Here is an 11,929-nt window from a genome sequence, read left to right as displayed (position 1 = left end):
CCATGTTTTCTTACTGTTTTCACGAGCTTCCCGTTTCCCTAGAGAAAAAGGGCAAGTTTCGGGAGGCTCTTGCCAAAGAGCTGAAACTCCAGCAGGAACAGATTTTCAATCTGGAGGTGGAACGTTTTTCGCTGGACTCACGCCGGAAGGGTTCCCCCCGCTGGTCCTATAATGTCCGTTTTGACGTTCAGCAAAAACTGAGAACCTTCGGCAACAACGCCAAGGGGCTTGTAGAAGCGGTTCCTGCAAAGCAAGACCCGAAAGAAGCAGCCCTGGCAGGCACCGTGCAAATGCCCGGACATGTGGACATTATCGGTGCAGGACCTTCGGGACTCTGGGCGGCCCTGCACCTTTTACGCAAGGGCTATTCCGTAGATCTTTACGAGCAAGGAAAACCCGTAGAGGAACGTTTCCGCGACATACGCCGGTTCTTTGTGGACCGAAAATTCAACGCACGCAGCAATGTCCTCTTTGGCGAGGGCGGTGCAGGAGCCTTCAGTGACGGCAAGCTCAACACCAGGAGCAGAAACGCCTTCTCGGAACAGGTCCTGCACGACATGGTGGATTTCGGGGTAGACCAGGATATTATCACCTTCGCGAAGCCCCACATCGGAACAGACAGACTTGTGCTGATGCTCCGAAAAATCCGCGCAGAAATTATCCGCCTGAGTGGGCACATCCATTTCTATTCGGCCCTGACAGATGTAGAAATCCAGAACGGCCATATTTCTGCCATCAAGATAGAAGACGAAACCACTCCGCAGGGTGCGTGGAAGCGCTGCGAAGCGCTGGTCCTTGCCACGGGGCATTCCTGTCGGGATATTTACCAGATGCTGCAAGCCCGCGGCGTAGCCCTTGAAAGCAAGGCATTCGCCATGGGCGTACGTGTGGAACATTCCCAGGAGTTGATAAACCTGCGGCAGCTGGGTCGAGGTGTCGATACACGCCTCACCGGAGCTGCGGAATATTTTCTCGCCACACCGACACTGGACAAAACATGCAGCGCCTACAGTTTTTGCATGTGCCCCGGCGGCGTGCTGGTGCCCTGCGCTTCTGAACCAGGGACACTTGCCACCAACGGCATGAGCTATAGCCGTCGAAACGGACCTCTTGCCAACGGGGCTATTGTGGTTCCCGTAGAAGCCAGCGAAAAGCTCTTCGATGGACTGGAATTCCAGCGGAAAACGGAAGAGGATGCCTTCAATGTAGGCGGAAAGAACTACAGTGCTCCGGCACAGACCATCAAGGCCTTCATGGAACACCGGCTGGACAAGAAACTGCCGAAATCCACCTATCCCTGCGGGATTGTACCCGTCAACACCTGGGACTGGCTGGACAAGCGGATTTGCCAGAGCCTTTACGAAGGTTTTTTGAACTTTGACCGGAAAATTCCCGGATTCATCGCCGAAGGCCTCATTGTGGCTCCCGAAACCAGGACCAGTTCTCCCCTGCGAATCACCCGAGACAGCGCCACCCTAGAAAGCGTGAATACCAAGGGTTTGTTCGTGCTGGGCGAAGGGGCCGGATATGCAGGCGGGATTGTCACAAGCGCCGCCGACGGAGTGAGACTGGCCTACTACGCGAAAAAGAGGTAAGGAGTCCAATGATTACCCGCACTATCGACCGTAACTTTGCCAACATGCGTCTGGACCGTTTTCTACGGAAGGCTTTTCCCGACGAATCATTGTCCGTTTTCTTTGCTATCCTGCGTAAAAAGAAGGTCAGGGTAAACGGGGTTATCGGCAAGGCTAACCAGATGCTCCAGGAAGGGGACACCGTCTGCATTTACGAGAATTTGAAAAGCGTTGTAAATTCGGAATCCGGAGCTCAGAAAACGGATTTGAAAAACGCCGAAAACAAGGGTTGGACTAAGGCCAGCACAGCCGCCGACCGAAAAAAAGGCTGGGGTACTCAGGAACTGGACATCATCTTGGAAACCGAAGACTACCTGGTGGTCAACAAGCCTTCGGGCATGCCTAGCCAGCCGGGAAGCGGGACCCGCCCCGGCGAAAGCCTGGTGGAGCACCTCTGGGAATGGGGCAAGCGGGAACATCTCGACTTCAAGCCTACCCTCGCCCACCGTCTGGACCAGGAGACCTCAGGACTTTTACTGGTGGCCCTCCACGGTGACACCCTGCGGGACCTAACCCGCCTGATTCGTGAACACGAAGTCAAGAAATACTACCTGGCCCTAGTCAAAGGAAACCTCGAAAAAGAAAAAGGAACCATCGAAGCCTCCCTCGCCCGCACGGACAATGCCAAGGGCTCCAAGATGCAGATAGACGAAAAAGGGAAAAAATCTATTACCCACTACAGCGTCAAAAAACACTACTCCGGCTACGACCTGGTAAAAATCAACTTGGAAACGGGCCGTATGCATCAAATCAGGGCGCATTTCGCAAGCATCGGGCACCCACTCTTGGGAGATACCCGTTACGGGGATTTCGCCCTGAACCGGGAATTCAAGAAACAATACGGACTGAACCGGCTGTTTTTGCATAGCAGCCGCCTGGAATACCCTTGGCAAGGCAAGAATACGGTCCAGGAATGCCCCCTGCCCAAGGAACTGCAGGACGTTTTGAAAAAACTGGAAAAATAAATCTAGTTTAGAATTTGTGATTTAATACAATTGATACAGTTAAGGTATTTTAATATTTAGAGAAATTCAATTTCTCGTTAAAAAATGTATTTTCTATATGATTCGAGGGAGACAATCATGAAAGCGAGGTTTTTCATTGCAACCATAGCTCTTGCAGCTGGGGCACTTATGGCTAAGGACTATTCTGGTGCAGAACTCTATAGCAAAGAAACTTGGATGTATGGTAAGTTTGAAGCCCGTATGCAGATGGCCGCTGGCTCTGGTACGGTAAGTTCCATGTTCCTTTACCATAATGATTCCTACCTGGGAGCTCCGGAACCATGGGTTGAAATTGACATTGAAATTTTGGGCAAAAATCCGAATAGTTTTCAGTCTAATATCATTACCGGCTACGGCCCCGGCGAGAATACCAAAATTAAAAGTGAAAAACACCACAGTATAAACCCGGCTTCAAACGAGTCTTTCCATACATACGGAATAGAATGGACTCCCGATTATGTTGCATGGACTCTTGATGGTCAAGTTGTCCGCAAGACAATCAAAGGCCAGGGGGACAACAACCAGGTTCAAGACCTGGGCAAGAAACCTCAGGGTCTCCGTTTCAACCTCTGGTCTCATGAAGATGCAGGCTGGGTAGGCGCATGGAACGACAACATTCTCCCCGTTTACCAATTCATCAACTGGGTCAAGGTTTACGAATACACGCCAGGACAGGGCGACGACGGGAGTGACTTCAAGCTTCAATGGACTGACGATTTCAAGACATTCGACACAAGCCGTTGGAGTAAGGGAGATTGGACTTTTGACGGCAATCGTGTCGACATTAGCCCGAGCAACATCTATGCAAAAGACGGCATGGTCATCATTGCCTTAACCAAAAAAGGTCAAGAAAGTTTCAATGGCCAGGTCCCTCAGGATCCTGAAGGTGACGCCATGCTTAACAACTCCTTGCCGCAGTCTTCTAGCAGCGAACAGTTTACTCCGCCAAGCTCCAGTAGTGAACAGGAAACCGGCATTTTGCAGAACCGCATCAAAGTGCAGAACCGGGAAGTTCGCGGCACTGTCAACGCCAAGGGTGCCCGAGTCAGCGAGACTAATAGGGCTCACTATCAGGTCGATTTCAACTACTAAACGATACTCCATACACCCACACGCCCGTGCAAGTTCCCCCTTGCCCGGGCATTTTTTATATTAAAAGGAATGAAACAGCGGATTATCAAGGCTTTGCTTGACATGAACCTCGCCGAGGGCGACAGGCTCCCGTCAGTGCGTTCTATGATCAAGAGCTTCGGCGCATCATCGGGCACGGTGCAGGCGGCCCTTGCCGAGCTAGAATCCGCAGGAAAAATATGCAAGATTCAGGGAAAAGGCTGTTTCTGGGGAAACACCCCGCTTAAGAACTCAGTTCCCTTCGTGCACGAAACGGTCACCGAAAAACTCGCCAAGGCATTCGAGCGCGACTTTGCGCAAGGCTACCTGAAACCTTCGCAGCCGCTACCGCTTTCAAAAGAACTTTCTGCCCGCTACAACGTGTCGCAGGGCACGCTCCGCAAGTTCCTAGAAGAAAAAGTTGCTCGCGGAATCCTGAAAAAAGAAGGCCGCCAGTACGTCTTTTACCGCAAACAACAGCAAAGAGACGAGGCTCCCCTCAGCGAACTCATCTTCGTTACGCGCTGCAACAGTTGGGGAGGATTCAGCGCCGAAAGTGAACGGGAACTGGATTTTTTGCGCCTTATTTACAAGACCGCCGGTAAGAACCATTACAAGCTCACCCTGTTCGGCATCAATGACGCCACGGGCAAGCTCATTGACCGTAGCGGCAAGCCCTGCAAACTTAAAGAACACCCCAACGCCGTCGGGGCCGTGCTTTCGACGCTCTTGGTGCAGAACTACAGGCCGCTCCTGACATTTTTTGCCGACGCCAAGTTCCCCGTGGCCGTATGGTGGGAACATCCCATTGACGCTGTGCCCAAGAGCTTTTTGCGCAAGGACAACTGGATATTCTTCAACTCCACCTTCGGCAAAACTCCTGGCAAAGAAATTGGCCGCTATCTGCTGGGCCTCGGCGTGACCGAAGTGGGCTATTTTTCGCCGTACCACAATAGCTCCTGGTCCAAGGACCGCTTGACCGGCCTCGAAGAATCGGGGCTCGTGGTACACCCCTACGTAGATGCCGAATTTGCAAGTCCCTGGGATTACAAACAAATTGCTCGTAAGAAAGTCGAGAAACTCTCCGTAGAAATCATGGCGCGCAGCTTGGAAAAGGACAAGCTCAAGACGCTCGCCGAGCGCGCCCTCGAATTCCAGAGGGCAAATAGCAACAACATGCCCTGGATTTGCGTAAACGACGAAGTCGCGGGAATCTTCATGGAAATGGCCGAAGAAAACAACATGGAAATCCCGCAGCCAAACATCGGGCCCACCTACATCGCCTTCGACAACTCCATGGAAAGCTATTTGCTGCGCATTCCGTCTTACGACTTCAACACCGATGCGCTGGTAGAACAAATCTTCTACTACATCAGCAATCCGTCGGCCTTCGACGGTATCAAAAAAATCCACCACATCCTCGGGAACGTGGTGGAGAAATAAGTCTACAATCGCGAGCATTTTGCCGCGACTTTCGCCCTACTATTTGTTGGCTCACTTCGTGAGCCACAATGCTGCGGCTCGGCTATAGCCATGCGAGCATGGCTGCAGCACTCGCCTTGCTATTTGTTCTTATTGACAATCAGGGTCTTGGTTTTGAAGGTCTTCTTGTCAATCCACTTGACCATGAGCGACACCTTGTTATCCTTGTCGAGAGCGGCCCAGTACTTCTTGAGCGTGTCTTCGGCGTTGGCAAAAATCGGCATCAGTTTCGGGAAACCGTTGAAGCTAGGAATCGGGCTTCCGTCGGTTTCGTAGGTGCTGATGAAGTGGCCGAGACCGGGCAAAGCCTTCTCGTATTCAAACGTCATGCGTTCGCAACCGGCTTCTTCGCTATTGTTACGGCTCTTGAGGATGGAGAGCTTGTACACAGCGGGGCTTGCGTTCTTGTAGTGGATGCCGGAAATACGCGGCGTGAAGTTCGGGGCGTCGTCTTCGTACTGGCGCGTGCGGAGGGCGCTTTCGAAGGTGCCGCCCAGCTTGATGGCGTCGTAAATCGTGTCGGTCTGGTCGCCGTTGGTGATAATCTGGACGTCGGCGGTGTGACGTGCCGGGTAGTAGATAATCAGGTGCGGGTCCGTGAGCTTCGATTCGTCGAAGGCCTTGGTCTTCATGAAGCCGGTCGACCGTTCAATTTCGAACACACGGTTACGGCTATTGACGCTGCGGCCCATAATCCAGTAGACCTGCACGTAGGACTTGCCGTCGGCGCTTTCGCCGAGGATAATGCCACGGCCAGGGTAAGGGTTATTGGAGAGGGCCTTGAAATTTTGTTTTGCTTCGTCTGTGTAGGACATAGTGATTAGTAAATAGTGGTTGGTGGTTGGGAAATTTTATCGTTTCGGGTTGTAATTGTTCATGAGCACCATGGCGACGGCGACGCAGAGCATGATAACGCTCCCGACAATGACCTGTTGCCTATGGTTGTAGTCGCGCTTGACGTAGGTCGGATTCTCTTCATTGAGTTCTTGGAGAGTCGGACCTTCGGCCAGTTTTGTAGAATCGATGCCGCAAATCTGCTCGATTTCTTCTTGGGTCATGTTCAGTGTGTTCACCCGCAGGCTATCGCACTTGTTGGGCATATCAGCTGCAGCGGCCGGGAGTGCAAGGAATAGGGCAAGCAACACCGCGAGCAACAAACTGCCCTGGATTGCCGCGCCCCTACGGGGCTCGCAATGACGTTCCTTTTTAACGTCGTTATTCACACTAGCCTCTAGCCCCTAGATCCTAATCTCTAAAGCTACTCCTTCGCGAGCTTGTCGAGGATCTGGTTCACGAGGCCCGGGTTGGCCTTGCCGCCGGACTTACGCATGGTCATGCCCACAAGGAAGCCCTTGAGTGCCACCTTGCCTGCCTTGAATTCGGCGAACTGGGCGGCGTTTTCGGCACACACCGCGCGGACCACTTCTTCGATGGCTCCGGTGTCGGTCACCTGCACCAAGCCCTTTTCCTTCACGATGGCTTCGGGATCCTTGCCGGTTTCGAACATCTCGGCAAAGACCGTCTTTGCAATCTTTCCGTTGATGGTGTTATCGGCAATGAGGTTCACGAGCTTGCACAGGTCTTCGGGCTTGATCTTGAGGGCGCTGAGGCCGCCTTCCAGTTCCTTCACCTTGGCGAGGAGTTCGGTAATCACCCAGTTGGCCAAGACCTTGCCGTTCTTGCAGTTCTTCGCGGCGGTGTCATACCATTCGCTCACGTCGCGGTCTTCGGTCAGCACCATGGCGTCGTATTCGGAAACACCGAAGTCGTCCATGAAGCGCTTGCGGCGGGCATCCGGCAGTTCCGGAAGCGTGCGGCGGATTTCTTCCACAAAGGCCGGGTCAGTCACGAGGCGGACCATGTCCGGTTCCGGGAAGTACTTGTAGTCGTGGGCGTCTTCCTTAGAGCGGATGACGATGGTCTTGTCCGCATTGGGGTCGTAGCGCTTGGTGCACTGTTCCACTTCCTTGCCGGCATCGAGGGTCGAGGCCTGCAGGTTCATTTCGCAATAGAGAGCCTTCTCGAGGTTCGTAAAGCTGTTCAGGTTCTTGATTTCGGCGCGGATACCGAACGGAGCGTCTTCGCTCTTGCGCAGAGAAATGTTGCCGTCGCAGCGCATGTTGCCGTTTTCCATGTTGGCATTGGAAACGCGGGTGTATTCAAGAGTTTGCTTGATCTTCTTGAGAACGAGCACGGCTTCTTCGGGGCTACGGATATCCGGTTCGGTCACGATTTCGCAAAGCGGAGTGCCACAGCGGTTCGCGTCAAAGTGGGAATCGGTGGGGCTCATGTCGTGGATGAGCTTACCGGCGTCTTCTTCCATGTGGATACGGGTAATGCCCACGCGCTTCTTGGTGCCGTCTTCCTTGACGATTTCGAGCCAGCCGTTCTTGCAAATCGGGTGGTCGTACACCGGAAGTCCGCCCGTCTGGGTAATCTGGTAGCCCTTCGGCAGGTCCGGGTAGAAGTAGTTCTTGCGGGTCCACATCGCGTTCAAGTCGATTTCACAGTTGAGCGCAAGGCCCAGGCGAATGGCGTACTCGACAGCCTTCTTGTTCGGCACGGGCATGGCACCCGGCATACCGAGGCAAACAGGGCACACGTGCTTGTTCGGGGTCGTATTCACTTCGATTTCGCAGCCGCAGAACATCTTCGTCTTCGTCGCGAGCTGGCAATGGATTTCAAGACCGATAACAGGACAATAGTTTGGCATGATTTCTCCGAAATTTTACGGGGAAAAGATAGAAAAATAGTGGTTAGTGGTTGGTGGTTGGTGATTAGGAAAATGCTAAAGTTCGTCCAAAGTCACGACAAGGGCGTCGGTAAGGGTGCGGAAGTTCGCGCATTCGGTCAAGATGCAGTCAGCGCCGTTCACGAATGCCGTCGCAAGACGCAGGGACTCCCCTTCGGTAATCTTGTGGTTAGTCTTTTGGGAGGCGGCATAGAGTTCCGCCGCCTTTACAGAAATTTCCGCATTGACCGGGCAAACTTTAACATTTGCAGAATTTTCAAAGAACTCGCGATACTGGCGGGCAAGCACGCCTTCCCCACTGGCAAACGCCTTGTTGCTTAACTCAAACAAGGTAACCGGCGAGACCAGGACCTGGATGTTCTTTTCGTACACCATGTCCAAAATGTCCGACACCGTCGGATAAAAATCCGGGTGCATCTGCAAAAGCCGCACCAGCGGGCCAGTATCGAGAAACAGTATCCGCGACTGTTGTATCGTCCTTTCCATTAGCCCAAAGATAAACATTCCAGCGAAGGGCCGTCAACGAAACCTTGTTTTTTTATTAAAAAATGCCCTTTTCTTGCTGTTTTCGCCAATTCAACTTGACAAGGACATAGAATTTTACTATATATGGGCATACCTCGACGCGGGGTGGAGCAGTTGGTAGCTCGTTGGGCTCATAACCCAAAGGTCGCAGCGTTCAAGTCCTGCCCCCGCTACTAAAAAAAGACTCGGTTTGTGCCGGGTCTTTTTTTGTTAGAATTTTGACTCTAATGAGAGAAATATATCACTTGACCGTAATAAAGCGCTGTAAAGTCCTATCCGCAATTCTTATGCGCAACATATAGATCCCAGACGGAAGGCCGCGTGTTATCCATGCAGTATCACCAATCTTTTCATTTTCAACTTCCAGATAGCGCATTTTGACACCCTTCGTATTGAACAAGGTCACCCGACATAAACCGTTTCTTGTTACATAATTTTGATTTTCAGGAGGTAAAAAGGCATCCGGTTTCTCTGCCGACTTTTCCTCAGTTTTTTCCTCCAGTTTTTCTTCCGGCTTCTCCTCCGGTTTAACCTCCGTTTTTTTGACAAGAAAAGCGTCGAACTGATCAATGTTCGGGCCATCGTTACCGTCGACCGTTGCAAACCTGATGGAGTTTTCGCCCGCAGACAACTTTAGAGTAATTTCCTTGGTGGACCAAATGGTCCAGGCTCCCGTCTTTTCAAACACAACAGTTGTATCGCTAGCACCGACAGAAATGACTAAACTCCGATCTTCAGAAGATCCATTGGCAAAATCAATTTCAAACCTATATTCCCCAGCCACATTTACCGTCATTGGGAACTCAAAATCGCCGCCTTTATCAAAATTCACATAGCCATCGCCCCAAAATCCCACGTTGCTGCTTTCTACAACACCTCCACTGATATTTCCTTTTTCGGCCTGGTAGGCCTTCTCGGCTATACGCTCTACGCTGCTGGAGCTCGCCGGGGTCACGGAAGAACTGGATGCAGGGGTCGATTCGCCGCAGGCGGTTGGACTTGCAAGTGTCGCACCCGCATTCGATTTCACAACGGCTTCCACCTCGCTTGCCAACAGCATGAAGTCCGTGTAGTCGTAAGGCGGCGTAAACGAGGTGCCCGTACCCTTCGTGTTGCCCGAGCAGTTCGTGAAAATGTTGTCGATGGTTTCGTTTACGCCCGTGCCGTTTGCATTGCCTGTGTAAATCGGATTCGCTTCGTTGATGAACACATTCCTTTCAGTGCGGACCGTACACATGTGGCCCGCCGAGACCCCAAGCACGTCCGTACCGCTTGTGACGCTTGCATCGCCGGTGAGGAGGTTGTTCACCACGTGCACGTTTCCGTAACGGCAGCGGGGCTTACGCTGATTTGCGGCTTTCCACCAGTTGAACATGTAAGTTACATTCAGCTTGCCTTCGCTTATGGTCTCGTCATCGGAACTGCCGATAAGGTTTGAAAGATTGTGGGTGCTCTTTTTTTCGTAGCCGAAAATACACCAAGTAAATGTCACATTGTCCGAACCCTTTACCACATCGGCGTTGCCATCCTGGCCGTCCCAGAATTCGCAGTGGTCTATCCAGATGTTTTTTGATTCTCCTTCGATGGTGAGGTTATCCCAAGCCTGGTCAGCATTGCTGCCCGGCCCCCTAATGACAATATTGCGGATGATGATATTGGAAGCCTTGCTCGTGATGTGGATAGGAGCCTTCAGGAGCGTTCCCGGCCTAAGTCCGATAATCGTCTTGTTTGATGCGGTAATGTTCAGGCGGTCGCCGGTCGTGCCACTCCAGCCGCTACCCAGTGTACCGTCAACGTAGATGACCCGCGGAGAGGAATCCTTGGCGTACTTTTGCAAGTCAGAAAAAGTCGTAACTGTAATGGGGGTTGCGTTACCACCGCCGGTCACTTCGAATGCCATAGAAGTCCGCCCCGAACGTGTCGCCCAGCCAATAGGCTTGCACTGGTCTACGCCAGCGGAAACATAAACCGCCAAGAGGCACAAAACTGCTAAAATTCTAGTAGGAAAACCAATCATCCCAAAATCCCTATTGTAAATACTACAGTTTGTACGAAAAATTAATTTTTTTTTGAAAGTATAAGAGAATTTGGAATCCAAACGGCATGGACAATTTATCTATGCCTTGTCAAAAAGACTTACAGCACGTAGAGTGCCATGAAAACCACAAGTCCCGCAAAGATCAGGAAAACCGGCAAAAGCAACAGCAGGCAGATGGTCCCGACTTTCAGGTCGTAGAACCACATTTTCCACCTACCCCGCTTGGTCTTGCAGGTATCCTGGCGGCAATCGGGGCAAATATTCCCCACCCTGTTCCTCACGCGGATGGCAAGGTTGCTTTGTAGAGGGGACATACCCACCTTGTCGTTGAAATCCTTACCGCATTTTGAACATTTGCACTGCATAATTCCAAATTAAAAAAAATCATTTCCGCTTTGCGGCAATGAGCACTACGGACCCAAGAATCAGGGCAATTCCGATTCCAAGGCGGACTGTGAGGATTTCTCCAAAGACAAGTACACCGATGGATACGGCGGTCACGGGTTCGAGAGCCCCGAGGATTGCCGTAGGCGTAGAACCTATAATCTTTACCGCCTTCACCATGAATATCAGCGAAAGAACCGTGGGTACGGCACCCAGCATAAAGCCCCAGCCCCAGGAACTGGCCTGCATGAACACCGGCGGAAGCCCAGAGGCAAACGTCACCGAATAGAGCAGCAAAAAAAACATGCAGAAACTGATGGCGTAAAAGGTCATCTTCACGGAGCCCATCTGCAGCTTGATGCGGTTCGCCATCACCATGTAGATGGCATAGGATATAGAAGAGATAAACACTAGCACAAGCCCTACCGTGCTTAGGGGCGCTCCATCTCCACCGCGGTACAATAGGGCAATTCCCGCCATGGAAACGGCGATGGAAACAATGGTCCAGACCTTGATTTTTTCCTTGAAGAAAACGGCCATCAGCACAGAAACTTCCAGCGGGTAAAGGAACAAGAGCGTAGAAGCCAGTCCCGCGTCCATGAACTTGAAGGAGGCGTAATAGGTCAGGGAACTCACCGCAAAGAGGAATCCAAACGCGACAAGCGCTCCAAATTCGCGGAATGAAATCTTGAAGTGGGAACCTTTCGCAAGAATCACTACCAAAAGGAGCAGCGCCGCCGTAAAGAATCGGTAAAAGAGGACCGTTTCCGGAGAATACCCCTGGGCGTATAGATGCAGGGCCCCAAGGGGGTTCGTGCCGTAGCAGATGGCGGAAAGGGCCGCAAAGACGAAGCCTTTTATAGCAGTGAGGTCGCTTCGCTTTGAGATTTGAGTTCGCTCGCATTGCTCGCTTTGAGTTTTTTTAATTAAAAACATATTGCCTCAAAGGGCAAAGCCCGACCTCATACCTCAAAGTGCCCCATGCACGACCTCATAGCTA

General features: G+C 51.8%; 11 protein-coding genes and 1 tRNA gene. 5 read left to right on the top strand and 7 right to left on the bottom strand.

What is annotated here, in order from left to right; genetic code table 11:
• The first annotated feature begins 2 nt into the window (after nucleotides 1-2).
• From IKB43_03315 to IKB43_03300, 4 genes are all read left to right on the top strand, one after another.
• A complete protein-coding gene (locus IKB43_03315; protein ID MBR2469171.1) occupies nucleotides 3-1,595 on the top strand; it encodes an NAD(P)-binding protein in 1,593 nt (530 codons plus the stop codon).
• Between the two features lie 8 nt (nucleotides 1,596-1,603).
• Nucleotides 1,604-2,599: an RluA family pseudouridine synthase gene (locus IKB43_03310; protein MBR2469170.1), complete on the top strand. Its 996-nt coding sequence runs from the start codon at nucleotides 1,604-1,606 to the stop codon at nucleotides 2,597-2,599.
• Between the two features lie 117 nt (nucleotides 2,600-2,716).
• Nucleotides 2,717-3,730, top strand: a complete 1,014-nt coding sequence (locus tag IKB43_03305) for a glycoside hydrolase family 16 protein (GenBank protein ID MBR2469169.1) — start codon at nucleotides 2,717-2,719, stop codon at nucleotides 3,728-3,730.
• A gap of 69 nt (nucleotides 3,731-3,799) precedes the next feature.
• The gene (locus tag IKB43_03300; GenBank protein MBR2469168.1) at nucleotides 3,800-5,191 is read left to right on the top strand and encodes a GntR family transcriptional regulator; all 1,392 of its coding nucleotides are present in this window, start codon (nucleotides 3,800-3,802) and stop codon (nucleotides 5,189-5,191) included.
• Between the two features lie 119 nt (nucleotides 5,192-5,310).
• Here IKB43_03300 and IKB43_03295 read toward each other — a convergent pair whose 3' ends face one another.
• The 4 genes from IKB43_03295 to IKB43_03280 form a co-directional block, all read right to left on the bottom strand.
• Nucleotides 5,311-6,045 carry an IMP cyclohydrolase gene (locus IKB43_03295; GenBank protein ID MBR2469167.1) on the bottom strand — a complete coding sequence of 245 codons (735 nt, stop codon included), beginning with the start codon at nucleotides 6,043-6,045 and terminating at the stop codon, nucleotides 5,311-5,313.
• A gap of 36 nt (nucleotides 6,046-6,081) precedes the next feature.
• A complete protein-coding gene (locus IKB43_03290; protein ID MBR2469166.1) occupies nucleotides 6,082-6,453 on the bottom strand; it encodes a hypothetical protein in 372 nt (123 codons plus the stop codon).
• Between the two features lie 35 nt (nucleotides 6,454-6,488).
• Nucleotides 6,489-7,943 (bottom strand): Asp-tRNA(Asn)/Glu-tRNA(Gln) amidotransferase subunit GatB, encoded by a 1,455-nt coding sequence (gatB, locus tag IKB43_03285; GenBank protein ID MBR2469165.1) that lies wholly within the window; start codon nucleotides 7,941-7,943, stop codon nucleotides 6,489-6,491.
• A gap of 75 nt (nucleotides 7,944-8,018) precedes the next feature.
• Nucleotides 8,019-8,468 (bottom strand): PIN domain-containing protein, encoded by a 450-nt coding sequence (locus tag IKB43_03280; protein MBR2469164.1) that lies wholly within the window; start codon nucleotides 8,466-8,468, stop codon nucleotides 8,019-8,021.
• 138 nt (nucleotides 8,469-8,606) lie between these two features.
• On the opposite strand from IKB43_03280, the gene IKB43_03275 reads away from it, so the two are divergent.
• Nucleotides 8,607-8,680, top strand: a tRNA-Met gene (locus tag IKB43_03275).
• Between the two features lie 68 nt (nucleotides 8,681-8,748).
• Here the strand turns inward: IKB43_03275 and IKB43_03270 are convergent.
• The 3 genes from IKB43_03270 to IKB43_03260 all read right to left on the bottom strand — a co-directional run bounded on the left by IKB43_03270 (nucleotide 8,749) and on the right by IKB43_03260 (nucleotide 11,865).
• Nucleotides 8,749-10,524 carry a pectate lyase gene (locus IKB43_03270; protein ID MBR2469163.1) on the bottom strand — a complete coding sequence of 592 codons (1,776 nt, stop codon included), beginning with the start codon at nucleotides 10,522-10,524 and terminating at the stop codon, nucleotides 8,749-8,751.
• 119 nt (nucleotides 10,525-10,643) lie between these two features.
• On the bottom strand, nucleotides 10,644-10,910 hold the full coding sequence (locus IKB43_03265; GenBank protein ID MBR2469162.1) for a hypothetical protein: 267 nt from the start codon (nucleotides 10,908-10,910) through the stop codon (nucleotides 10,644-10,646).
• 19 nt (nucleotides 10,911-10,929) lie between these two features.
• On the bottom strand, nucleotides 10,930-11,865 hold the full coding sequence (locus IKB43_03260; GenBank protein MBR2469161.1) for an EamA family transporter: 936 nt from the start codon (nucleotides 11,863-11,865) through the stop codon (nucleotides 10,930-10,932).
• Nucleotides 11,866-11,929: the final 64 nt, after the last annotated feature.

The sequence above is a fragment of the Fibrobacter sp. genome (assembly GCA_017503015.1).
Taxonomy (GTDB): Bacteria; Fibrobacterota; Fibrobacteria; order Fibrobacterales; family Fibrobacteraceae; genus Fibrobacter.
The sequence above is the reverse complement of the archived record's forward strand: the minus strand, read 5'-3'. Positions and strand labels throughout refer to the sequence as shown.

Coding starts and splice junctions, on each gene's coding strand:
- IKB43_03295 (MBR2469167.1), bottom strand. CDS start 6,045: ATGTCCTACACAGACGAAGCAAAACAAAATTTCAAGGCCCTCTCCAAT.
- gatB (MBR2469165.1), bottom strand. CDS start 7,943: ATGCCAAACTATTGTCCTGTTATCGGTCTTGAAATCCATTGCCAGCTC.
- IKB43_03310 (MBR2469170.1), top strand. CDS start 1,604: ATGATTACCCGCACTATCGACCGTAACTTTGCCAACATGCGTCTGGAC.
- IKB43_03280 (MBR2469164.1), bottom strand. CDS start 8,468: ATGGAAAGGACGATACAACAGTCGCGGATACTGTTTCTCGATACTGGC.
- IKB43_03260 (MBR2469161.1), bottom strand. CDS start 11,865: ATGTTTTTAATTAAAAAAACTCAAAGCGAGCAATGCGAGCGAACTCAA.
- IKB43_03300 (MBR2469168.1), top strand. CDS start 3,800: ATGAAACAGCGGATTATCAAGGCTTTGCTTGACATGAACCTCGCCGAG.
- IKB43_03270 (MBR2469163.1), bottom strand. CDS start 10,524: ATGATTGGTTTTCCTACTAGAATTTTAGCAGTTTTGTGCCTCTTGGCG.
- IKB43_03315 (MBR2469171.1), top strand. CDS start 3: ATGTTTTCTTACTGTTTTCACGAGCTTCCCGTTTCCCTAGAGAAAAAG.
- IKB43_03265 (MBR2469162.1), bottom strand. CDS start 10,910: ATGCAGTGCAAATGTTCAAAATGCGGTAAGGATTTCAACGACAAGGTG.
- IKB43_03305 (MBR2469169.1), top strand. CDS start 2,717: ATGAAAGCGAGGTTTTTCATTGCAACCATAGCTCTTGCAGCTGGGGCA.